This window comes from Streptomyces sp. NPDC047841 (genome assembly GCF_040704085.1).
In the GTDB taxonomy this organism is placed as follows: Bacteria; Actinomycetota; Actinomycetes; order Streptomycetales; family Streptomycetaceae; genus Streptomyces; species Streptomyces argyrophylli.
Window position 1 is genome coordinate 62,808 of sequence record NZ_JBEYRP010000027.1, and the last position, 22,920, is coordinate 85,727.

Below are 22,920 nucleotides of genomic sequence, written 5' to 3' on the forward strand. Positions count from 1 at the left end.
GCCGTACACGGTCATGCCCGGGTAGCCGGCCGCAGGGGCATCCGTGACGAGGTCGTCGATGGTGCGGGGCCCGCTCGTGGGGTAACCCGGCGGGGCTCCGCTTCTGAACTCGCCGGTCCATTTTCTTCGGAGCAGCATGAGTGCTCCCGGCAGTCGCCGACGACCTGAACGAACGGAAGCGTCACTCATGGATGACATCGAACGTCTTCGCATCATCGAGGAGTTGCGCCGGCTGATGGCGCGCTACGTGTACAACGCGGACCACCAGCGGTGGGACGAACTCGCCGCTCTGTTCACACCCCAGGGCACCTTCACGCCGCACAACGCCGACGGAACCGCCGCACGGCACATGCGTGGAAGGCAGGAGATCGCCTCCTCGATCCCCGCGAGTGTGGGACCCGAGGCCGTCGTCGTCCACCACCTGTTCTCCGACGAGATCGACATCGAGTCCGCCGTCTCGGCCCGTGGCGTCTGGGCGATGGAAGACCTGATCAAACGGCCCGCACGCACCGACGAGAACGGGAACGCCCAGTTCACCGAGATGCACGGATTCGGTCACTACCGTGTCCGGTTCACCAAGGCGGACGGTGAGTGGAAGATCACCGAACTGGTGCTGACGCGTCTGCGCATGGACCTCACCTACTGAACCCGAAAGCAGCAGCCCTGTGAGCAGTACCGCATCCCGCCCATCCCTCGACCGTTTCACCATCGACGTCGGCCAGGAGGTCCTGGACGACCTGAGCACTCGCCTGAAGGCCACCCGCTTCGCACCCGACCCGGAGAACGACGACGAGATCTACGGCCTGAGCACGGCCGTCCTCCGGCCGCTCGTGGAGTACTGGGCCGACGGCTTCGACTGGCGCGCGGCGGAGGCCCGACTCAATACCGTCAACCAGCACCGTCTGGACGTCGCAGGCACACCGGTGCACTTCGTCCACGAGCGCGGCAAGGGACCGGCACCGATCCCGCTGCTCCTCATGCACGGCTGGCCCTGGACCTACCACCACTGGCACAAGGTCATCGGTCCGCTCACCGACCCGGCCGCCCACGGTGGTGACCCCGCCGACGCCTTCGACGTGGTGATCCCCTCGCTACCCGGCTTCGGCTTCTCCACGCCGCTGACCAGCCCCCGGGAGAACTACGCCACTATGGCGGACCGCTTCCAGACCCTGATGACCGAAGTGCTCGGCTACGACCGATACGGCGTCGGCGCCGCCGACTACGGCGCCCTCGTGGGGGCCCGGCTCGGCCACAAGTACGCCGACTCGCTCCGCGGCATCCACCTGGGCAACGAGATGCCGCCCGCGATGTTCCAGGGCGACCGCTTCTGGGACCTGTCGGGCGGCCAGCCGGCCCCGGGCACGCCGGAGCCTGACCGGTCCCGGCTCATCCGCCGCAACAACGTGTACGTCTCACACGTCACGGCCCACCTGCTCGATGGGCAGACCCTCACCCACGGGCTCAACGACTCCCCGGCCGGTCTGCTGGCCTGGATCCTCAAGCGATGGCGGACCTGGAGCGACCGCAACGCCGACTTCGAGGCGGAATGGCCGGCCGACGACATCCTCACCTTCGCCACGATCTTCTGGGTCAACCAGGCGATCGGCTCCTCGATCCGCGCCTACCGCAACGCCAGTCTGTATCCGCCCGAGCCCGTCCACGACGAGACCCCGTACGTCCGGGCACCGGCCGGCTTCACGTTCCTCCTGGGCGACCCCTCACCCGGAGCGGAGACCCCCGAGGAGCGCATCGCCGTCTTCGAGGCGGGCGGCGGGCAGTTCTACGCCGACAAACGTGACGTGAACGTCCATGAGAAGGGCGGTCACTTCGGCCCGTACGAGAACCCCGAGGCCTGGATCCAGGACCTCCGCGCGACCTACCGCAAACTACGCTGACCACCTCGACCGCCCGCCGACAGCGACTGAGTGGTCGAGGGAGCGTCGGCGGCGGGCCCGGCGCCGGGGCGGGCGCGGCTGCCCGGCCTCGGCAGGCCCGCCGAAGCTGCCCGAGCCGGCCGACGACCGGTTCGCCGATCTTGGCAGGGAGCTGTCCGGAGCCCCGGCCGTGCATCGCTGGAGGGCCCAGGCGCTATATGCGGACAGCGACTGCACGAGCGGCAGCCCGGCACCGGGGCAATTGCCCGGCCGGCCATCGCCCGAGCGGAAACCGAGCGCCTGCGCCGGCCGACCTGACTTCGCCCGCAACGTAGTCGTACGGCATCCGCAGATGCCCGGTAGTGAATCGAGGCGGGCGACGAGCGCGTCGTGATCGGCCCGTGGCTGTGCAAGCCCGGCCGCCGTGGCCTCGCCCGCGCCCCTGGCCGCCCCGCCCGGCCTCAGGCTGCCCGAGGGCGGTCCGCCGTCCCGCCCACCAGCGCCGCGCCGGTCGCCTGGCCGTCCGGGGGCTTATGCCCACCTGCGCGGCGTCCCGGCGGCTCGGCCGTGTCGTGCACCCACCCCCGTCTGGCGCACGACAAGCCGGTGACCAGCGCTCGTCCCAACGCGGCGCGGGCCCGGCCAATGCCGGAAACCCGCGCCGTCGCGAGCTACTTCCTGACGATGCCGGAGCCGCCAGGACTCCCGCGACCGGCCCCGCGGCGACGGCTGCACCGCACACGAGGGCCGCGATGGCAAGCGTGGAGGCCCGGGTTTGCCCTCCGGCTGCGCCTGCGCGCCGCTTCCCGGGCCGCAGCGCCTGTCCACGGAAGCAAAGGCGCGGTCAGGGGCGGACGCACCTGGGAACGCTTGCTGCAGCACGTGCAGGCCATGGCCGATGCGGTGGGCGAGACCGCCTGGGACGTGTCGGTCGACTCCACGATCGTGCGCCCGGCAGCCATCGAGGAGGCCGACCCGGCACGACGCACCGCCGACGGTCCGTCAGCGGGGGAGAAGCACGGCCGCGCCGGTGACCCGTACCCGGGCGTCCTCGGGCGTCACACCGATGACGAGGTCGCTCGGGCGGCCCATGTCCTCGCCCTGCCGCACCGCGATGTCCGCAGGCTCGGTGACCAGCCCGAGGGAGCGGAGGTAGCCGCCGAACGCGGCCGCCGCCGCGCCCGTCGCCGGGTCCTCCACGACACCGCCGACGGGGAACGGGTTGCGGGCGTGGAAACGGCGCGGCGACTCGCGCCACACCAGGTCGACGGTGGTCCAGCCGTACCGGCGCATGACCTCGGCGAGCGCGTCGAAGTCGTAGTCGAGCGCGGCCAGCCGCTCGCGGGAGGCCGCAGCCAGCACCAGGTGGTCGTTGCCGCCGAAGGCGACGTGCGGCGGCAACGCGGGGTCGAGGTCCGACGCGCTCCAGCCGAGGGCCGCGAGGGCGGCCTCCAGCTCGCCGGCGAGCGCCGGGCGGGACCGGGTCGGCACGCTGGTGAGCGTCGCCTGCACCGCCCCTGCGCCGTCGGTGGCGGTCGTCACCGCGATAGCGCCCGCCGGGGTGTCCAGGGCGAGGTCGCCGGGGCCCAGCCGGTCGGCGAGGGCGACGGCCAGGGCCACCGTCGCGTGCCCGCAGAAGGCCACCTCCGCCAGCGGGCTGAAGTAGCGCACCGTGAAGCGCCGGGCGTCCTGATCGGCGGCGGTGACGAAGGCGGTCTCCGAGTAACCCACCTCGGCGGCGACGGCGAGCATGGCCGCCGCGTCCAGCCCGGAGGCGTCGAGCACCACCCCGGCGGGGTTGCCGCCGTCCGGGGTGCGGGTGAACGCCGAGTAGCGCAGGATCTCGGGGGCCGCGCCGCCGTGGACCGGGGCGGTGGTCGCGGTGTCGCCGGCGGCGGCGGTCGTGTCGTTGGTCATGGGGAAACCCTGGCACCCCCGGCCCTATCGCGTCCAACGATGGATTGTGATGCACTCCATCGGCTTTCCGCATAAGCTGCGCGTGTGGACACGCGACTGCTGACGACCTTCACCACGCTCGCCCGCACCGGCAGCTTCACCGCCGCCGCGGCCGCACTCCACCTCGCGCAGTCCACAGTCACCGTGCACATCCGCACCCTCGAACGCGACCTCGGCGTACCGCTGTTCGACCGGCTGCCCACCGGCGCCCCGCTCACCGAGGCCGGCCGACGGCTCCTCGCGGAGGCCGAGGAAGTGCTCGACGCCGTGGCCCGACTGCGCTCCGCGGCCGGCGAGGACGGGCCCGTCGCGGGCCGGGTGGTGGTCGGCACGCCGGAATCGCTGTGCGCCACACGGCTGCCGGCCGTGATCGCCGCCCTGCGCACCGAACACCCCGACGTGGACGTCGACCTGCGCGCGGCCGGCACCGAGGAGTGCGTACAAGGGCTGCGCTCCGGCCACCTCGACCTGGCGCTGCTGATGAACGAGGACGCCGAGTCCGCCGAGATCGCCACCGAACCGATCGCACGCGAGGCCCTCACCCTCCTCGCCGCCCCCGGCCACCCGCTGGCAGGCCGTGACCGCCCCGCGGCCTGGGACGATCTGGCGGCCGAGCACTTCTTCCTCCTCGAGGAGGGCTGCGCTTACAGCGACGCCTTCGAGCAGCGGCTGCGCGCCGCGCCCGGCGCGAACCCGCGCATCACCCGGTTCGGCAGCGTGGACGCGGCCCGCTCCTGCGCCGCGGCGGGCCTGGGCCTGACCCTGCTGCCCGCGACGACCGTCGCCGAGCACCTGCGCGACGGACGGCTGCGCGGGGTCGCCCTCGACGGCCCGCCCCTCCCCGACGTACCCGTACGACTGGCCCGGCACCGCCGGCGCTGGGCGGCGCCCGCCGCGCGCGAGGTCGCCCACGCCCTCGTCCGGCACCTCGCACAGGCCGGAACGGGGACGGCGGGCACCAGGCGGCCGACCCGCCCCCGGTCTGACGGGCCGGCCGACGGCGGAACTGCGGGCGACCGCCGGTAGGCTGCGGCGGTGCGCACGGTCGAGCTCCTGTTGGACGAGGCGGCGGATCTGGCGGTCAGGACGGCCTGGCGGCGGCTGGCGGACGCGGGGCTGCCCAGTCAGGCACGCCACCGCTCACCGACCAACAGCCCTCACCTCACGCTGGCCGCCTGCCCGGAACTCACCGCTGCGATCCGCTGGGAACTCGCCGAAGCGGCCGCCACCCTGCCGCTGCCGGTGCGGTGCACCGGCGTGGTCCGCTTCGAGCGGCCCACCTCGGTACTGGCCTGGGCGCTGGACCTCGACTCCGCGCTGGCCGGGTTCCACCGCCGGGTGTGGGACGCGGTGGCCTCCGACAGTCCGCCCGAGACCCTCAACCCGCTACACGAACCCGGGCGCTGGAGCCCGCACATCACCCTCGGCCGGACCCGACGGACCGGTGCTTTCGCCGGCCGGCGGGTTTCCGAGCTGCTGCCGGCACCGCCGCTGTCGCCCGGCTCACCACCCTGCGCAGCTACGACACCCGGACCGGCGCCCTGGAGGTGCTGGTGCCCCGCCCCTGAGCGCACCCGTCGTCGCAGTCGACGGACGCTGGGGCGTCGCTGTCCGTCGACTACGACCTGCCCGCCGCGGCTCTCGGCGCCCACGCTTCCGTACGGCGGCCCCGCTGCCGCCGAGGCGGCCGGTGTGGAGGGTAGGTCGGCCATGGTGGGGACAGTCGGCCTCTGGCCGCGCTGGCACAGCCGCGGCGGACGACACCTCTTCCCCACGCGACAGCCGGGGAAGGAGATCGACGTCGTGGGCCGGCCAGGGCACCGCGGTGTGGGCGAGCCTGGAGGCGTGGCGTCGACAGTGCGCCGGTCGTCGCAGTCCGGCGGCCGTCGGGTCACCCTGCACGGGCACGGCCGGGACGAGATCCTGGGCCTGTCGCACTTTGATCACGCCCTGGTCGCCTCCCTGGACGCGGCTGGAGTAGCCGACCCGGACAGGGTGCAGGATGATCCGCGCTGAGTGGAGTGGCGCGGGGGCCGGCGCCATCGGTGGAGCGCCGCGTGACCACAGCTCCGAAACGCCGTCCCCGCGCCGGGGGAGCAGGGCCCTCGACCACGCGTGCCGTAGGACGGATCATGCACGCGTCGCCGGCACAACGACCCGGCCGTCGGCCGGACACGCCGAGTAGGCCGCGCCCGGCGTCAAGCGCTACATGTACCGGTACGGCGCATGAGCGGGTGCGGTGGCCGGTCGTGGTGGACCGGGTGTGGGAGATCGTGGAGAGCTACGAGGGCGGCGTCACGCTGCGCCAGATGATGTACCGGCACCTGCCCTCCCCACCTCGCCCAGCCCCCGCCGCGAGAGCCGCTTCCCGGACCTGATCGACACCCCGCGCGAGGCCGTGTACTGGTTGACCCTCGACCGCGCCGGAGAGTCAGCGCCCGGTGTACGTCCCGGCGGAGAAGGACACCCTCCGGCGGATGCTCGCCACCTGGCTTACCGAGTACGGCATCCCGTCCGGTGGTCCGCGGCTTCGCTTCCCGGTCCCAGGCCGACATCGTGCGCCGCCGCGCCGCACGGCACGGCCGCGCCACCCTGCTGTGGTGCGGTGATGTCGACGCCAGCGGGGCGGAGATCGAACGGGACGGGGTCCGGCGCACCGAGGACTGGTGGAGCGAGGTCCGCCGGATCCTGCTGACCCGCGAGGACGAGTGAACGAAGGTCAGCGTCCAGAATGCGGATCAACTCCCCAACCCGTCCGCCGCCACTCGGCGCCGTCGGGAAACGTTTGAGCACGCCAACGACGACCGGTGTTGCACGACGCAGCGTCTGCTCAAGGTGCTCGGCACCAACGCTCCGATCGTCGCCGGCAACGAGTTCGGCCGCTCTGGCCGCGTAAGCACCAGCGCCGAGAATGTGCTTGACCTGTGTGGCCTTGGCCAGCGGATGCAGGTAGGCGGCGCCTGCCGCAGACATCGCTGCCCGAGCCGCCTCGCGCGCAGCCGCAGTGTCCGCGCTCTTGGCTGCCTGGAGTGCCGCCCACGCTTTGTCTCGCAGTGTCTTCCCTCGCTCACCACCTCGAGCGAACTCCCATGCGGCGCCGATTGCGTCTCGTGGCCGCAAGTCGTCTGGCTGGTCGTCCTCGAACACCTGGAGCACCACTTCAGCGCACGCTGCAGCGAACGCGGTGACCTCACGAAGATCTTGCTTACTCAGAGTGATCTCGCTCGCTTCCTCTGTCATGACTCCATCCTCGACCATTGCGCTGGACAGCCAGGCGGCTCCATGGGCCGGCCCCATGTGGACTGGCAGCGGAGTAGACAGGATCTCGGAAGGCCGCCCGGCCACAGCAGGCTGGAACCCGTGCGCCGATCGCTCCCACTCCGGGCTCCGGCACCGCCGACGTCCGCGGACTGGTCCTTACGCGCGTCCCCCTGGAGCGGAAGACCAGGCGGCTCTGCAACACCCGGCCGGCCAACGGGCGCCTGGCTGCGTGCATGAACGACAGGTGGGGCGCCTCGCCCTTGCCACCGGGCGGCTACAGGCTGACCGGGTCGAGGAGCTGGGGGCCGTTGTTGCGGACGTTGTTGACGGCCGTGGAGACGGGACGGGCCTCCAGATGCCCGCCGGCGGGCTGGCCGAGGAGAGCCCGTAGCTCGTCCGGGTCCTGATGCGCGGGGTCGAGCCAGGCCTGGTAGTGGTCCTCGGTGAGGGCGAGGGGCATCCGCGGGTGCACACGGCCGGCTGCGTCGGTGGCCTCGGTGGTGATGATGGTGCAGGTCGTCAGCCAGGCGGCCGGGTCGTCGTCTGGGGCGACGGCCGGATCGCGCCAGTACTCGTACAGCCCGGCCAGCGCCATCACCTGGCCGTCCGCGGGGTGGATGAAGTACGGCTGTTTGCGCGCCTTGCCGGTGGCCGGGTCCTTGCCTGGTTGCCATTCGTAGAAGCCGTCCGCCGGGAGCAGGCAGCGGCGTGTGCGGAACGCGCGGCGGAAGGCCGGTTTCTCGTGCACGGTCTCCACCCGGGCGTTGATCATCCGCGCGCCGATCTTCGGCTCCTTCGCCCAGGACGGCACCAGGCCCCAGCGCAACGGCCGCAGCTCCCTCACCGGTGCCGCGGCATCGTCCTCGTCGCGCGGGGCGCGTTCCAGGACGGCCCACACCTCGTCGGTGGGCGCGACGTTCCAGCTCGGTCCGAGCGCCTCGGTGGTAGGCCACTTGTCGACGTGGAACAGTCCCGCCAGGTCCTGCGGGCGCCGGGTGGCAACGTATCGACCGCACATGCGGCCACTCTCTCACCGCCGGGCCGTCCGACGACGTGCCGGTGCCTGTGTCGGCTCTCAGCAGTGCCGTCCCCAGCCCGGCCGCCGCCCCGCCCCCAAGGCCGCGACTGCACCTCACCGGGCTGCGCGTGCCCGGCCGGCGCTTACACAGGGCGCACGCTCGCGCCGTGGTTCGGCGGCAGGATGCCCGCTAAAGAAGGTGCAGGAGGTGGCCCGGCGATCCCCGCTGTGGGCACCGTGCGAGCGGTGGGGGCAGGGCGTGACCAAGGGGTGCCCAGTGCCCGGTCGTCGCTCGCGGGAGCTACACCAGGAACCGGCCAAGGAATGCTTCACCGCGGTGTTCCCTGCCATGTGCCTTGTTCAACGCGGCGTCGTAAGCGGCGAGCTGCTCGGTGAACGCACGGGCGCCTCCCTGGGCGGGGTGGCGGACGGGGGTCGCGTCCATGCCGGCGCGGGCCAGGGCGCCTTGTGCCTTGGCGGTGGCCTTCGGTGATCGACCGCGAGGACTGTAGGGCCGGCACCCGGTCGAATGCACTGTCAACCGGCACAGACACACCCAGTGGTCGCCACCGTCCGCTTCCGACCCGACGTGCTGATCACCAACTTCCCTAATCCTGACCCGTTTGGGCCGGAAGCAGCCGGTGCTAGGGTCCTGTCGATCGAGATACGGGGGGATCAGGTGTTCACCGTTGTCACGGCTGCCGTGTTCATCCTGCTGGCGCCTAGGGTGGCTTGGTACATCAACCTCCCCCTCCTCCTCGTCCTGATCGTCTGCTTCCTCGCGGACACCGCGTCGAAGAAGAGGCACGTCCGGTACCTGGCCTTCGGATATCTCGTTCTCTTCGATGTCGCCGCGCCCTACGAGACGAGCCGGAAGGACGGCTGGAACTGGGTCGCCTGGATCGATCTGGTCCTCCTGCTGGCGGCGACCCTCGTGGCGCTCCTCGCCCTGCCCGGTCAGGAGAACGCCGACACCACCCGTCCGGCACCCCTGCCCCCGGTACGCAACCGGCCGGTTCCGGCGCCGCGCCGACGCCCTGCCCGGGTCGCTGCCCTGCGCCGGCAGGCGAAACGGGCCGCATCCCGCCGCCGCTGACCGGGGGTGGTCAACAGAACGCGACCGATGGTCGCCACCAAGCTCCACGAACTCGCCGTTCGCTTCGAAGTCGCCGTCCTGATCGCCGCGTTCGGCACAGGGTCTGACCGGCCCGAGCTGTCGGTGCCACGCGCCATGCGGACCGTGACCAAGGGAACCGGGTGAGGGCGCCAACGATGGGGTTCGGTCCTACGGCGCCGAGCCGCGACGGCATCGCCCGTGATCTCACCTTCTGGTCGGCCGCCCGCGACTTCCCCGGACGGGCAAGCAGACTGGTCACCGACTGCGGTCGTCTCATCGAGGTGCGTTTCCTTCGAAGGGTCTGTCCCTTCGATCTTGCTGACTGTCTCGGAAACCTGTCGAGTTGATCCCGGACGGGCCGTAGTCTGGCCAGCATGGCCCACGCGAAGACCTGCTATGTCTGCCTGCCTTGTCGGGCCTCTTACAAGCAGCCTTACCTCGGTGACCACGACCGGCTGTGCCCGCGCTGTGCCGAGCCGTTGATCCATGTGGGTTCCGCCTTCGCGCCGCCGCGGCGGCGCGACACTGCTGCCTGGCGGACCCTGTCGGTACTTTTGAATGCCGGGGTCCGCTTCCACAAGAGTTGCTGTGGCGGCCCTGGCTATCGTCCGCGCACACTCAGCGAGGTGCGCGAGCGAATGGCATACGCGCGAAAGACCGGTGAACCGTTCGCGCGTGCATTGGTGCGCCCTGAGCTGCCAAAGCGCGCAACAGAGCAGCCATGCGCGTTCGGTCATCTGCAAGTCCAGGCCGTCGCGGACGCCGAGGGATCCATCGACTGGGACATCTCGGTCGACTCCACGGTGATGCGCGCCCATCACCACGCCGCCGGCGCCCGCAAGGCTCCGCCGCCAGCCGTCTCGAAAGGGGCAATGGTGACGGGACACCAGATCGATCCGGTGTGGACGGGCCTGCTCGGCCACCTGGAGGAGGTGGTGCCGCACATGAGGGCCTGGGCCGCTCGCGCGGCGGATTCACCACCAAAATCCACCTGAGCGCCGACGGCCGGTGCCGCCCGCTGTCGCTGGTGGTTACGCCCGGGCAGCGGGCGGGCTGCACCCAGTTCGAGCCGGTCATAGAGAAGATCCGTGTTCCGCGCATCGGTGGCGGCAGGCCCGGTATCCGTCCGGACGGCGTCAGCGCCGATAATGCCTACAGCAACCGTCGCACGTGATCCTACCTGCGCAAACGAGGTATCCAGCGCGTCATTCCGGAGAAGGCCGACCAGGCAGCCGACCGCGTCAAGCGTGGTTCGCACAGCGGCCGGCCTCCGGCTTCGACAAAAGGTGGCGCAAAAGGCGCAACGTCGTCGAACGGACAGTCAACAAGCCCAAGTGCTTCCGAGCTGTGGCGACTCGGCACCGTGTCCTTCGCGGCCGTCATCATCTGGCTCCCATCATGATCGGAGAGACGGACCCTAGACACCCCCGATGTGGCCCCGCGCCGCCGGCACCACTGTGCCGATCGTGGTGGCGAGCGCGGCTCCGAGGACGCTGACGCCGACCAGGGTCAGCCAGATCGTGGCTGCCCCCGCGGAGAGCAACCCGGAGAGGGCGGCGGGAGCGAGCGCACCCGCGGCACTGACGGCGAGCTGGTTGAGGGCCAGGTACCGGCCGCGCAGGGCGTCAGGGGCGCTCTCCGCGGCGACGGTCGACGTGATGGGGCCGCCGAGTATTTCACCGAAGGTGTAGCTGATGGCACCGAACAGCACGATACCGACCGCCGGGGCGAGCGCGGACACGCGGCCGGCGGTGAGGAACAGGAGGTAGCCGGTCGCGAAGCAGACGTGTCCGGCGACGAGGACGCGGCTGCGGATCCGCCCGCTGAGCCACCCGACGACGACACCTTGGCCGAAGCCGACCATCAGGGTGTTGAGCGTGAAGACAGCGCCGGCAGTCCAGCCGGGCAGCCCCAGCACGTCCACGGCGTAGACCGGTATCGCGATGTTGAGGGCGAACAAGGAGATCGCGAAGGACAGTTGGTGCGCGACCAGTGACAGGTACCGCAGGTCCCGGAGGACACGTCCCCAGCCTCCGGCAGCGTCCTGACCCTCCTCGGGACGCAGGTTCGGCACCGCCCGCGTCAGAACGAAGGCTGCGAGATAGGACAAGGCGTTGACGACCACGATCGCGGTGTAGACGCCGTGCGTACCGAAGCTCACGGCGATGGCGGTGAGGAGGCCGCCGAGTGCGTAGCCGATGTTTCGTACCGACCCCAGAAGACCGAACCAGCGCTCGCGTTGGCCGGGCGCGGCCAGCGCGGTGACGGTCGCGCCGTAGCATCCGAAGAACACCGCCCGCCCGGCACTGTTGAGCCAGGCGCAGACGGCGATCTGCCATGTCTGGCCCACGACGAGATACCCGGCGAAGCCGAGGGCCTGGGCCAGGTTCGCCGACTGCAGCACCGGCTTGGTGCCGTACCGGTCGACCAGTCCTCCGCACAACGGGCCTACTGGGAGCGCCAGTAGCCCGGCCGTCGTCAGCGCCGCGCCCACCTGCACCAGCGTCAGCGACGTCGTGGCCAGGAAGTACAGCAGCGAGACGGGGACGAAGACACCCGTGCCGATCGAGTCGATGGCGATCGCTGCGACGAAGCGGCGGTGCCGGGCTATGGAGGGACGGATCGTGCGATCGGGAAGAGTCACAGCCCGGACGGTATAGATTTGATACCGGTATCCACAACGCTACCGGGAGCCGTGCATGGGTAACTCGTACAACGTCATGGCCGCGACCTGCCCCAGCCGCACCGTTCTGCACCGGATCGGGGCGCGCTGGACGGTGTTCGTCGTGAACGCGCTGGACAGCAGGCCGATGCGGTTCACGGAGCTCAAGGCGCACATCCGTGGGATCACATCGAAGGCGCTCACCGAGACGCTTCGCGCGATGGAGTACGACGGTCTGATCTCTCGAACAGAGATCCCCGCGAATCCCCCGCATGTCGAGTACGCCCTCACCGACCTCGGGCGGTCACTGCTGACACCCCTGCGTGCCGTCCGGGAATGGGCCGAGAGGCACGTCCCCGATATCGAACGCGCCCGCACACAAGCCGATGCGCAACGGTGACCCGTCTCGCCAACCGACTCGGGTACTGTCCCCTGCACGAGCCGGGCGTATCCCGATGCCGTGGGCGAGGGGGATGTGGGCGGTCTACAGCGATGGTGTCCGGATGCGCTGTGTCCGGATGTCGGAGCCGGACGCGGACCGGCCGGCGTAACGGTGCTGGAGCTGCGCCAAGCAGCGCAACCACGCTGGTGACGGCGCGCAGCAGTAATGGCTGACCAGCCCGTATCGCCCGTCCCGGTCGCGCCTGCCGGCCTGAGCCGCAGGGCCCAGCGGTTCATCGAGACGGAGGGCATCCGCGTTCGCCGGCAGGACATCCGGCGATACCGCGACGCGTGGATCGAACTGGGGATCCCCGCTGCGGAGATCGAACGGGCCACTGCCTTCCAGGATCGCTGGGGCGGCCTCGCCCTGCCGCCGGCCCCGTTCTACGAGGGCGGTCCGCGCATCCTGGACGTCGGCTGCCCCGAGGAGATCCGCACAGAAGGCTGGTCGTTCCCGGCAGGAGACTGCCGGGTGTCTATGGCCTACAGCTTCATGATCGGCCCCGACGGTACGTTCGGTATCGATGCCAACCGCTGGACGCCCCTGCATGCCGGCATTGACGGATGGGTAGAATCCCTGGCGCTCGCCGCTCATGCCCGCCGCTGGGCCACGACCGTCACAAGGGTCACGCGCAAGGCCGTCGAGGCACTGGATCTCGGCGAGTTCGAGCCGGTGCCCGAGGTACAGGGTGTGACCGACTCCTGGTGGCGGGGCAAGGACTCCCTCATCGCCGTGTACCGGGGCGAGGCCGTGGGCCTTGACGCCCCCCAATGCCTCGAAGCGCACATCTACAGCGGCCTTGACGAGTGGGCCCTGCACGGTGGCTGACCTGCGGGCAACGCATCTGAGTACCCACTTGGCCCGAAGCACCAACGATCGTGTTCAGTCACACATGCCTCTTCTCGACCGTCATGTCGGAGCGCAGCCAGTAGCCTCCCGCGAGGCTACTGCTCCTGGGCGGCTGGCCGCACGCGAGTGAGTCTGTTCCACTGCTCCAGTTCGTCTGCGTGGCTGCCGACCGCTGTTGCCCGGGCGGTCTCTTCGGCTTCCTTCCGTGCGGGCTCACCATGAAGAACAGCTCGATACCCACCAGGCAGGTTTCACCGACCGGGCGAATCGTCACCTGTGGCGCGATTAGGTCCAGTATGTACGGCGCACTGCATGTGGACTGAGCGCCGTATGAGTACTGTGTGCGCCCTACCGGTTCCCCAGGGTGACGGAAATGATGAGCGCACCACACACGAGCCAGGTGACCCGCGGTCCCCCGTCCCTTGACCGGGCGGACCGGCGGTGAAGGAGGTCAGGGTGTTGCTTCTCATCTCCCCGGACGGCGTCGAGGAGGCTCTCGATTGCGTAAAGGCGGCGGAGCATCTCGACATCGTCGACGTCAAGAAGCCCGATGAGGGTTCTCTCGGCGCGAACTTCCCCTGGGTCATCAGAGAGATCCGCGACGCGGTCCCGGCGGACAAGCCGGTGTCCGCGACCGTGGGGGATGTCCCGTACAAGCCCGGCACAGTGGCTCAGGCCGCGCTCGGCGCGGTCGTCTCCGGGGCTACTTACATCAAGGTCGGCCTCTATGGATGCACGACGCCCGACCAGGGCATCGAGGTCATGCGCGCGGTCGTCCGGGCGGTGAAGAATCACCGCCCGGACGCGCTCGTCGTCGCCTCGGGCTATGCCGACGCCCACCGGATCGGCTGCGTCAATCCGCTCGCCGTGCCCGACATCGCCGCCCGCTCCGGCGCCGACGCGGCCATGCTCGACACCGCCGTCAAGGACGGGACCCGGCTGTTCGACCACGTTCCGCCGGACGTCTGCGCCGAGTTCGTCCGGCTCGCCCACGCATCCGGTCGGCTCGCGGCCCTAGCGGGCAGTGTCACCCAGGCCGACCTCGGCCCACTGACCCGCATCGGTACGGACATCGTGGGCGTACGGGGAGCGGTCTGTGAGGGCGGTGACCGCAACGCCGGCAGGATCCGGCCGCACCTGGTCGCCGCCTTCCGGGCGGAGATGGACCGGCAGGCCCAGGAACACACCGCCGGCGTCCCGGCCGTGAGCTGACCACCGGGATGCCGACACCGCAAGCCGGCCGCACCCCCGGACACCGTGCCGCGCGCCTCGCCGTCGTCGACCCGGCCACCGGGGAGACCTTCGACGAGGCCCCCGACCAGCAACCGGACGAGCTGGACGCCGTGGTCGACCGGGCCCGGCGTGCCTGGGCCGGATGGCGCGCCGATCCGGCCGCCCGCGCCGCCGGGCTGCGCGCCGCCGCCGACGCCGTGGAGGCGGCCGGGGACGGTCTCGCTCCGTTGCTCAGCCGGGAACAGGGCAAGCCCCTGGCCGAGTCGTACGCCGAGGTCGCCCGCACGGCGGCCCGGCTGCGCTACTTCGCCGACCTGGCCCCCCGCACCCGCCGGATCGACGACGGCCGGCCCGTGCGCAGCGAGATCCGCTGGCGTCCCCTCGGACCCGTCGGTGCGATCGTGCCGTGGAACTTCCCCCTCCAGCTCGCGGCGGCGAAGTTCGCACCCGCACTCGCGGCCGGCAACACCGTGGTCCTGAAACCGTCCCCGTACACCCCGCTCGCCACCCGGCTGCTCGGTTCCGTCCTCGCCACGGCCCTGCCCGAGGACGTCCTGACCGTCGTCACCGGCCGTGAACCCCTCGGTGCCCGCCTCGCCTCCCATCCGGGAATCCGCCACGTCACCTTCACCGGCTCGGTGCCGACCGGGCAGGCCGTCGCCGCAGCGGCGGCGTCCTCCCTCGCCCGGGTCACCCTGGAACTGGGCGGCAACGACGCGGCCGTCCTCCTGGACGACGTCGACGTGGACCGGATCGCGGACCGGCTGTTCTGGGCCGCCTTCCGCAACTGCGGGCAGGTCTGCATGGCCGTCAAACGCGTCTACGCGCCGGCCCGGCTCCACGCCGAGGTCGTCGAGGCCCTCGCGCATCGGGCGAAGACCGTCGTCGTCGGACCCGGACTCGACCCGGACACCCGGCTCGGTCCGGTCAACAACGCTCCCCAGCTGGCCCGCGTCGAGCGCGTCACCCGGCAGGCCCTGGCGGCCGGCGCCCGGGCGGCGGCCGGAGGCCACCGGCTCGACGGACCGGGCCACTTCTTCGCCCCCACGATCCTCACCGACGTCCCTCCCGACGACCCGGTGGTGACCGGGGAACAGTTCGGACCGGTCCTGCCGGTGTTGCCGTACCGGGACCTCGACGAAGCCGTCGAGGCGGCCAACGGCACCGACTTCGGGCTGGGCGGCTCCGTGTGGGGCACCGATCTCGACCGGGCCGAGGCCGTGGCCGACCGGCTCGAATGCGGCACGGCCTGGATCAATCACCATGCCGAACTGTCCCTCGCCCAGCCCTTCGCAGGCGTCAAGAACAGCGGTGTCGGCGTCGCAGGCGGACCGTGGGGGCTCTACGGCAACCTCCGGCCGTACGTGGTGCACCGTCCGCAGGAGGCATGACGATGAGGTGGCAGGCGGCTGTACTGCGCTCGTACGAGGCCCCGTTCACGGTCGAGGAGGTGACCCTGCGCACAGAGCCCGCCGCCGGTGAAATCCTGGTCGAGATCGCGGGCTGCGGGATGTGCCGGACCGATCTCGCGGTCCGGCGATCGGCCGGCCGCAGCCTGCTGCCGGCGGTGCTCGGCCACGAGGGGGCCGGGGTCGTGGTGGCGTCCGGCGACGGCTCGGACGGCGCGATCGGCGTCGGTGACCACGTTGTGCTGAGCTTCGACTCCTGCGGGCACTGCCGGGCCTGTCTCGGCGCGGCCCCCGCCTACTGCGACTCCTTCGCCTCCCTCAACCTCTTCGGAGGACGCAAGGAGGACGCGCCGCGGCTCACCGACGCGACCGGCGAAGCGCTGGCCCCCCGCTGGTTCGGCCAGTCCTCGTTCGCCGAGTACGCGCTCGTCCCGGCCCGCAACGCCGTCCGGGTCGACCCCGGCCTGCCCCTGGAACTGCTCGGGCCCCTCGGCTGCGGCTTCCTCACCGGCGCCGGAGCCGTGCTGAACACCTTCGGCATCGGCCCCGGTGACACCCTCGCGGTCTTCGGCGCGGGAGCCGTGGGCCTGGCCGCCGTGATGGCGGCCACCGCCGCCGGCGCGCTGACCGTGGCCGTCGACCGGCACCCCCAACGGCTGTCCCTGGCCGAACGGTTCGGCGCGATCCCGCTGCCCGCGGCAACGGCCGGACTGCCCGAGCAGATCCGCCACCTGACCGAGGGCGGCGTGCAGTACGCGCTGGACACCACGGCCTCGCCGCCGCTCATCAACGACGCGCTCCGGGCACTGCGCCCCACCGGCAGCCTCGGCCTGGTGGCACGGCTCCACACCGCGCTGCCGCTCGAACCGGGCACTGTGGACCGAGGCCGCAGCATCCGCCACATCTGCGAAGGGGACGCCCTGCCTGGACTGCTGATACCCCGATTGACCGGGCTATGGCAGGCCGGGCGCTTCCCCTTCGACCAGCTGATCCGCACCTACCCACTGGCCGACATCAACGAGGCCGAACGCGACTGCGACGCGGGCCGCGTGGTCAAACCCGTCCTTCTCCCGGAGCGAAGAAGCCGATGAGCGAGGCATACAGCACCGCGGACTCACCGCATCCGACAAGCAGACACCCCGCAGTCACCACTCCCGCCGACGGAGGAGACATGGCCGGCACGGTGCCGCAGCACACGGACGTGGAAGGTGTGGACGCAGGCGTGGGTCTGACCGCCCTCCTGGTCGCCGCGGCCCGGGCGATCGAGACCCACCGTCACGACAGCCTGGCCCAGGACGCCTACGCGGAACACTTCGTGCGCGCCGCCCAGGCGTGCGCGGACTGGCCGGTGCGCATCGAACAGGCGCCGGACGGGGACGGCAATCCGCTGTGGGGTCGGTTCGCCCGCTACTTCGGCCTGAGGACCCGGGTCCTCGACGACTTCCTCCTCAGCTCGGTCCGTACAAGCGCCCGTCAAGTCGTCCTGCTGGGGGCCGGGTTGGACACCCGCGCCTTCCGGCTCGACTGGCCCTCCGACTGCGTCGTCTTCGAGATCGACCGGGCGGGCGTGCTGGCGTTCAAGCACCAGGTGCTCACGGACCTGACAGCCACCCCGAAGGTGAAGCGCGTCCCCGTGCCGGTCGACCTGCGCGCCGACTGGGTCACCGCGCTGACCAGCGCCGGCTTCGACCCGGCCGCACCGAGCGTCTGGCTGGCCGAGGGACTCCTCTTCTACCTGCCGAGCCCCGCCGAGAGGTACCTCATCGACACGGTGGACCGGCTGACCACCGAAGGCAGCGCGCTGGCCTTCGAGGCCAAGCTGGAAAAGGACCTACAGGCGTACCGCGACAGCCCGATCTACACGGCGACGCGAGAACAGATCGGCATCGACCTGCTCCACCTCTTCGACAAGGGACCCCGGCCCGACTCCGCGGGGGAGCTGACGGCCAAGGGCTGGTCCACCTCGATCCACACGCCCTTCCACTTCAGCCGCCGGCACCGACGTGGCCCCCTGCCCGAGCCCAACGATGCGCTGGAGGGAAACCGGTGGGTGTTCGCACACAAACCCTCGCCCTGACACTCGCACCGCTCACGGCGACGTTCGCCCGGAGGCTTACGGCGGGGCCCGGCCGCGGACCCCGCTCGGTGGGCCATCGCAGCCACGTGTAGCGGTGCGGCCCACGGCCGGGGCGGGTCAGGCGGCCCGGGCAGCCACCAGTTGGTCGCCTGGGATACCGGCCATGTCCGGCGCGTAGTAGTCCTTGATGCCGGTCTCCCACGTAGCCACTGTGATGCGGTCCTCGGTGTCCGGACCGAAGGCGTCGAAGAGGGCGTGGATGTTCGCCTCTTCGAAGCCGATCGCCGTCATCAGCGATACGAAGAGCGGGCGCTCGATCAGGCCGTCCCCGTCGGGGTCGCCGAGTGCGGAGAGGGCCTCGGCGAACTCGGCGATCGTGGGGCCGAAACGCTCGGGGTCGAGCACGAACGGACGGAACTCGTCCACGGTGATCACACCGTCGCCGTTGGCGTCCAGTTCAGTGGCCAGCGTCGTCCAGTAGCGGCGGAAAGCGGCCTGGATGGCGGCCTTGGCGCCGTCGTCCGAAGCGGCCGCCGCTTTCAGAACACGGCTCGTCATCAGATCGAAGTCGTCGGAGTCGATGACTCCGTTGCCGTTGGCGTCGAAGAGGGAGAAGACCAGCTCGACCCGCTTGGCGGCCTCATCTCGCATTGTCCATCACCTGTCTTCTGCGACCCGACGATTCCGGGCCTGGCCCAGTGAGGGCCGCTACTCCAACCCGCGCGTAGCGGCCATGACCATGGAACCGTCATGGCGAGCCGCCACGCTCCCGATCTTCGCTTCTGGTGACAGAAAGAATGCCGAGTGAGCGTATGTGACAAATCGGATGCCTAGCCTGTGACAACCAGACTGCTTCGACCGGTCTCAAGAAGTCGTCCGGCGGGCTGTTCCCGCCCGCCTGCGATGCGCTCGTGCGGAACACCAAGGCGTTCGAGGAAGCCGTTGCCCAGACGCTCGCGGAGCCGGCCCGCCGGGGGGGGTGACGACCTGGTCGGGGTCGGGATGCTGATGCCGCCACACGACTCCCCGGGCCGGGACGACCGCTCCGGCCGCCCGCTGAACTTGCGTGGAGCTCACGAACGACGCCCGGTGGGCGGTGAGTCGGGACGGCTGAAACCTCGAGGACGAGGACGATCACGCCTGCGCAGGCCGCGCGGGAGGCGGGGTGTGATTGGGTCCGTCCGGCGACCACCTGTTGCGGGAGGCGCCACCGTGCCGGTGCGGTGAGCCCGGCGGCGGCGAGCCCGTTGAGTCCGGAGACCTCGATGCCGGGCAGCGTGAGGTCGGAGGGGAGGGCGGGTGCTGCTTCGCTGACGTCGTCGCCGCGGCCGACGGATGGGCCTGGCCCGGTGGATCAGGCGCTTTCGGGCTGGTGCACGGAGCGGAGGGGACGGGTGCCATCGCGGAGCCGGCGGGCCTGGGTGACGGCTTCATCGAGCGTCACCGTGATGACCAGGACGGTGTCCAGACCCAAGATGCCCAGCCGCCACCGCAGGTGCTCATCCGGCACGGCCACGCACAAGGCGCCCCCGGCCTCCCGCAGAGGCTGCCAGAAAGCCAGCAGGACCGTGATGCCGCTGGAGTCGAGGCTGGTGACCGACGAGCTGTCCAGGACCAGGTAGCGGCAGTCGCCGGCCAGCAGGCGCTCACCCGCAGCGCGGACGTCGGCACTGGTGCAGAAATCGACGTCTTGTGGAAGTGCGGCGACCACCACGTCCTCGCTGCGGTCGATCAGATGCAGCACAGTCTTCCCCCCTCCTCCATCTCGCACCACTGCAGTCTCGGACCACGCAGCTGCCCACCAGACTTGGCGGTGTCTTCCACCTTTCGGGCATGGAGGCATGAAGGGCGTTGCCGCGCTCGTAGACTGATGCCGTGGCATTCATGAGCACCCCGCACTGCTGCTTCCTGTGATCGGAAGGCGCTGAGGGCGATGCCGGACGGCGTCGCCCTCCTCGGTGTGCCTGCTCCGTGCATCACGTCCCACGCTGCCCGTTTCCTCCCGAGGCAGTGACGTTCTGAGCGCGCGTGCAGGCACGGTCCCTTCCCTTCGCCCCTTGCCTGGAGTGCCTCGTGCCCGTGTCGCTTCCCCCTGCCCTCGATCTGTTCCTCGACCTGCTGCGCTGCCCAACGTGCCGTACGCGCCGCCTGCACCCTGGCCGCGGCGCCCTGCGGTGCCCGGCAGGCCACACCTTTGACATCGCCCGCCACGGCTACGCCAGCCTGTTGACGGGCACCCGCGCCACCAGCGGCGACGACGCAGCCATGGTTCGGGCCCGGGACCGGTTCCTGGCCACCGGTACCTACGCGCCCGTCCGTGAAGTCGGGGCCCGCCTGGCGGCCGACGCCGCGTCGGAGCAGACCACGGTCGTGGACGTGGGATGCGGCACGGGCTACTACCTGGCCGGCGTACTCGACCGACTGCCCGGCGCCCGTGGTCTGGGGCTGGACACTTCGGGGCGCGCGCTGCGCTCGGCAGCCCGCGCCCACGACCGAGCCGCCGCGGTGGCCTGGGACGCCTTCCGTCCCTTCCCACTGGCCGACAGGGCGGCCGACGTCGTGCTGAACGTGTTCGCCCCGCGCAACCCGGCGGAGTTCCACCGCATACTGCGCCCGACCGGCCGGCTGATCGTGGTCCGGCCCACCCTGCGGCACCTGGCCGAACTACGCGGCCAAGTGCCGGCGATGGTCACGATCGACCCGGCCAAGGAACAGCGCCTGCACCGGGCACTGGACCCCTTCTTCGCGGCCGTCTTCACTGAAAAGGTGGAGTACTCCGCGCCCCTGACCAGGCCGGAGGCCGTGGATTTGGTAGCGATGACGCCGAGCGCACGCCATGTGAACCGCGCAGAGCTGAACGATGACGGCCTCCTGCCCGATCAGGTCACCGTCTCCGTGCTGGCCACCGCCTACCAGCCTCGGTGACCCCGAGCGGGCGCGTGCGCCCGCTGACCGACGGGCCATGGGCACGCCCGGCGCCCGGCCTTCCCTCCGCCGGCCGGCCCTGGCCCGAGGCCGGCAGCGGCGCGGTGGTGACGCGGTGCAGTGCGCCGTTGTGAGCCAGAGCGTGGAGCGGCGGTAGCAGGGCCGCCACGGCCCGAACCGGCGCAGGCAGATGCCGAAAAGGCTGCCCTGCCAGCGCCGGGGTGCGCCGCGCCCGCTGTCGGTGGTCGGCGAGGGAGGTTGCCGAGAGCTCGTCGGTGATCGGGATGACCTGCGTCCTGGTCAGCTCACAACGAACCCTTGCCGATCCCACGGCGACGAAGAGTCACTTCTGCCAGCCGACCGTCTCCGGGAGCGGGGTGCCGAAGATCGTGGCGCCGACGTTGGCCAGTCCCTTCTTGACACCGTAGACGGAGGGACCGCTGTACAGCGGCAGGAAGGCGTACTGCGCGAGTTCCTTGCGTTCGATCGCGTTGGCCTGGGCCGTCTGCTTCGCGGGGTCGGATATCCGGGACGCCGCGTGGATCTCCTTGTCCAGTTCGGGGGTTCCGGTGCCGGTCAGGTTGGAGTCACTGTCGGTGCCGTAGAACTGGTACAGGTAGCGAGCGCCGAAGGGGTCCGTCGAGCGGTTGCCGGAGAGGAAGAGGTCGAAGTCGCGATCGCTGAGGATCTTGGAGAAATCGGCTTCGTCCGCCTTCTTGATGTCGACCTGGATGCCGACCGGCTTGAGCATGGCGGCGAACGCGTTGGCCGTTGCCTTCTCCAGCGGGTCGTCGCCGAGCAGGGTGTAGCCCACCCTGAGCCTGGTGCCGTTCTTTTCCCGGACGCCGTTGCCGTCGGCCTTCCAGCCGGCCTTGTCGAGAGTCTTCTCGGCGTCGTCGGGCGAGTACTTGATCACCGATGAGACGTTGTCCGAGTAGCCCTTCTGGAAGCTGTAGAGCAGCGCCGAGCCGGGAAGGGGCTCGGAGTAGTCCAGGCCCTGGAACTGGATCTTGGCAATCTGTGTTCTGTCGATGCTCTCCAGCAGCGCCTTGCGCACCTCGACGTCCTTGAGCACCGTGGACTTCGCGTTGACGTAGAGCGAGTACTCGAAGGGGCTGCCGCCGCGACGGATCTCGGTTCCGTTGACGCCGCTGATCTGCTTCAAGCCCTCGGCGCTGCCTGTGGCGGCATAGTCGACCTGTCCGTTCTTGAAGGCGTTGATCGCGGCCTCGGAGTCCAGGTTGACGTAGACGCGCTTGTCGAGTTTGCCCTTCTTGCCCCACCACTTCGGGTTACGGACGAAGGTGAGGTTGCCGCTCTTGGTGTCGAAGGTGCCGACGGTGTAGGGACCCGCGCCCCATTCGGGATGCGCCTTCTTCACATAGGCGTCGTTGAAGTTGGCGACCGTGGCGGCCTTGGGATGCAGGAACGTCGTGAAGAGGCTCGACCACCACGGGTCGACTCCCTTGAAGTCGATGACGGCCTGCCGGTCGTCGGTGCCGCGGGTGACCGAGACGATGTTCCGGTACCCCTCGGTGTTGGTCGCGTTGTAGTCCTTGTTCGAGCCGTTGTTGACCTGCCAGGTCGCCTTCACGGCCCGCCAGTCGATCGGGGTGCCGTCGTTGTAGGTGGCCTTGGGGTTGAGCGTGAGGATCACCCGCTGGTTGCCGCCGGTCACCGTGACCTTGACGTCACTGAGGTAGTCCGGGTTGTACTGCACGTCACCCGTGGGGGAGTAGGTGATGACATCCGGGTTGTACCAGAACCACACACGGCTCGCGGTGAGGGTGGCGTTGGCGTTGAACGGGTTGCCCTGGTCGTCGAAGGTTCCAGGAGTGGTGTAGGTACCTCCGTCCTTGATGTTGTCGTACGGCTGGGGGTTGTAGTCGACCTTCGCCGAGGCGACTGCCGGCGTCGAGCCGTTTCCTGCTTTCCCGGCGTTCGGAGCGTCGGCCCCGGAGGAGCTGCAGGCGGTGGCCGTGAGGGCGAGGGCGAGGGCGACGGTGAGCGCGGAGGCCGGGGCGATACTCGATCGCATGGGGAGGTGATCCGTTTCTCTGTGGGGTGAAGCGATGCCGCGCGCCGCGGTATCGCTGC

At 70.6% G+C, this 22,920-nt stretch carries 20 protein-coding genes and 3 pseudogenes; 16 read left to right on the top strand and 7 right to left on the bottom strand.

Annotation, left to right across the window (positions count from 1 at the left end; translation table 11 throughout):
• Positions 1-187 precede the first annotated feature (187 nt).
• Together AB0947_RS34400 and AB0947_RS34405 are read left to right on the top strand one after the other, a co-directional pair.
• Positions 188-646 (top strand): nuclear transport factor 2 family protein, encoded by a 459-nt coding sequence (locus tag AB0947_RS34400; protein WP_366754299.1) that lies wholly within the window; start codon positions 188-190, stop codon positions 644-646.
• 19 nt (positions 647-665) lie between these two features.
• Positions 666-1,895, top strand: coding sequence for an epoxide hydrolase family protein (locus AB0947_RS34405; RefSeq protein WP_366754300.1), 1,230 nt, complete (start codon positions 666-668; stop codon positions 1,893-1,895).
• A gap of 981 nt (positions 1,896-2,876) precedes the next feature.
• On the opposite strand, the gene AB0947_RS34410 is transcribed toward AB0947_RS34405, so the two are convergent.
• Positions 2,877-3,791 (bottom strand): PhzF family phenazine biosynthesis isomerase, encoded by a 915-nt coding sequence (locus AB0947_RS34410; RefSeq protein WP_366754301.1) that lies wholly within the window; start codon positions 3,789-3,791, stop codon positions 2,877-2,879.
• A gap of 84 nt (positions 3,792-3,875) precedes the next feature.
• Between AB0947_RS34410 and AB0947_RS34415 the strand changes: the two genes are divergently transcribed.
• Positions 3,876-4,856 carry a LysR family transcriptional regulator gene (locus AB0947_RS34415; RefSeq protein WP_366754302.1) on the top strand — a complete coding sequence of 327 codons (981 nt, stop codon included), beginning with the start codon at positions 3,876-3,878 and terminating at the stop codon, positions 4,854-4,856.
• Between the two features lie 9 nt (positions 4,857-4,865).
• Entirely contained in the window at positions 4,866-5,846 is a 981-nt protein-coding gene (locus AB0947_RS34420; RefSeq protein ID WP_366754303.1) for a 2'-5' RNA ligase family protein, read from the top strand.
• Between the two features lie 477 nt (positions 5,847-6,323).
• Here the strand turns inward: AB0947_RS34420 and AB0947_RS34425 are convergent, their stop codons facing one another.
• Entirely contained in the window at positions 6,324-7,070 is a 747-nt protein-coding gene (locus AB0947_RS34425; protein WP_366754304.1) for a putative immunity protein, read from the bottom strand.
• Positions 7,071-7,365: 295 nt separating this feature from the next.
• The gene (locus tag AB0947_RS34430; protein WP_366754305.1) at positions 7,366-8,109 is read right to left on the bottom strand and encodes an SOS response-associated peptidase; all 744 of its coding nucleotides are present in this window, start codon (positions 8,107-8,109) and stop codon (positions 7,366-7,368) included.
• A 727-nt stretch (positions 8,110-8,836) separates the two neighbouring features.
• Here AB0947_RS34430 and AB0947_RS34435 point away from each other — a divergent pair.
• From AB0947_RS34435 to AB0947_RS34455, 5 genes and pseudogenes are all read left to right on the top strand, one after another.
• Positions 8,837-9,205 (top strand): hypothetical protein, encoded by a 369-nt coding sequence (locus tag AB0947_RS34435; protein ID WP_366754306.1) that lies wholly within the window; start codon positions 8,837-8,839, stop codon positions 9,203-9,205.
• 27 nt (positions 9,206-9,232) lie between these two features.
• A complete protein-coding gene (locus tag AB0947_RS34440; protein ID WP_366754307.1) occupies positions 9,233-9,370 on the top strand; it encodes a hypothetical protein in 138 nt (45 codons plus the stop codon).
• A gap of 230 nt (positions 9,371-9,600) precedes the next feature.
• Positions 9,601-9,927 (top strand): annotated as a pseudogene (locus tag AB0947_RS34445) (deoxyxylulose-5-phosphate synthase); the annotation flags it as partial.
• A 42-nt stretch (positions 9,928-9,969) separates the two neighbouring features.
• Positions 9,970-10,068 (top strand): annotated as a pseudogene (locus tag AB0947_RS34450) (transposase); the annotation flags it as partial.
• A gap of 110 nt (positions 10,069-10,178) precedes the next feature.
• Positions 10,179-10,283: pseudogene (locus AB0947_RS34455) on the top strand (IS5/IS1182 family transposase); the annotation flags it as partial.
• A 360-nt stretch (positions 10,284-10,643) separates the two neighbouring features.
• Here the strand turns inward: AB0947_RS34455 and AB0947_RS34460 are convergent.
• Positions 10,644-11,870: an MFS transporter gene (locus tag AB0947_RS34460; protein ID WP_366754308.1), complete on the bottom strand. Its 1,227-nt coding sequence runs from the start codon at positions 11,868-11,870 to the stop codon at positions 10,644-10,646.
• 55 nt (positions 11,871-11,925) lie between these two features.
• Between AB0947_RS34460 and AB0947_RS34465 the strand changes: the two genes are divergently transcribed.
• The 6 genes from AB0947_RS34465 to AB0947_RS34490 all read left to right on the top strand — a co-directional run bounded on the left by AB0947_RS34465 (position 11,926) and on the right by AB0947_RS34490 (position 17,898).
• On the top strand, positions 11,926-12,288 hold the full coding sequence (locus AB0947_RS34465; protein ID WP_366754309.1) for a helix-turn-helix domain-containing protein: 363 nt from the start codon (positions 11,926-11,928) through the stop codon (positions 12,286-12,288).
• A 207-nt stretch (positions 12,289-12,495) separates the two neighbouring features.
• Positions 12,496-13,158, top strand: a complete 663-nt coding sequence (locus AB0947_RS34470; RefSeq protein WP_366754310.1) for a hypothetical protein — start codon at positions 12,496-12,498, stop codon at positions 13,156-13,158.
• Positions 13,159-13,635: 477 nt separating this feature from the next.
• Positions 13,636-14,391: a (5-formylfuran-3-yl)methyl phosphate synthase gene (locus AB0947_RS34475; protein WP_366754311.1), complete on the top strand. Its 756-nt coding sequence runs from the start codon at positions 13,636-13,638 to the stop codon at positions 14,389-14,391.
• A gap of 8 nt (positions 14,392-14,399) precedes the next feature.
• Positions 14,400-15,803, top strand: a complete 1,404-nt coding sequence (locus tag AB0947_RS34480; protein WP_366754312.1) for an aldehyde dehydrogenase family protein — start codon at positions 14,400-14,402, stop codon at positions 15,801-15,803.
• A gap of 2 nt (positions 15,804-15,805) precedes the next feature.
• Positions 15,806-16,912 carry an NAD(P)-dependent alcohol dehydrogenase gene (locus AB0947_RS34485; protein WP_366754328.1) on the top strand — a complete coding sequence of 369 codons (1,107 nt, stop codon included), beginning with the start codon at positions 15,806-15,808 and terminating at the stop codon, positions 16,910-16,912.
• Positions 16,913-16,992: 80 nt separating this feature from the next.
• Positions 16,993-17,898 carry a class I SAM-dependent methyltransferase gene (locus AB0947_RS34490; RefSeq protein ID WP_366754313.1) on the top strand — a complete coding sequence of 302 codons (906 nt, stop codon included), beginning with the start codon at positions 16,993-16,995 and terminating at the stop codon, positions 17,896-17,898.
• A 117-nt stretch (positions 17,899-18,015) separates the two neighbouring features.
• On the opposite strand, the gene AB0947_RS34495 is transcribed toward AB0947_RS34490, so the two are convergent.
• Together AB0947_RS34495 and AB0947_RS34500 are read right to left on the bottom strand one after the other, a co-directional pair.
• Complete coding sequence (locus AB0947_RS34495) at positions 18,016-18,549, bottom strand: EF-hand domain-containing protein (RefSeq protein WP_366754314.1); 534 nt, start codon at positions 18,547-18,549, stop codon at positions 18,016-18,018.
• A gap of 703 nt (positions 18,550-19,252) precedes the next feature.
• Entirely contained in the window at positions 19,253-19,642 is a 390-nt protein-coding gene (locus AB0947_RS34500) for an STAS domain-containing protein (protein ID WP_366754315.1), read from the bottom strand.
• 329 nt (positions 19,643-19,971) lie between these two features.
• On the opposite strand from AB0947_RS34500, the gene AB0947_RS34505 reads away from it, so the two are divergent.
• Positions 19,972-20,823, top strand: coding sequence for a methyltransferase domain-containing protein (locus tag AB0947_RS34505; protein ID WP_366754316.1), 852 nt, complete (start codon positions 19,972-19,974; stop codon positions 20,821-20,823).
• A 343-nt stretch (positions 20,824-21,166) separates the two neighbouring features.
• Here the strand turns inward: AB0947_RS34505 and AB0947_RS34510 are convergent, their stop codons facing one another.
• Complete coding sequence (locus tag AB0947_RS34510; protein WP_366754317.1) at positions 21,167-22,861, bottom strand: ABC transporter family substrate-binding protein; 1,695 nt, start codon at positions 22,859-22,861, stop codon at positions 21,167-21,169.
• Positions 22,862-22,920 lie beyond the last annotated feature (59 nt).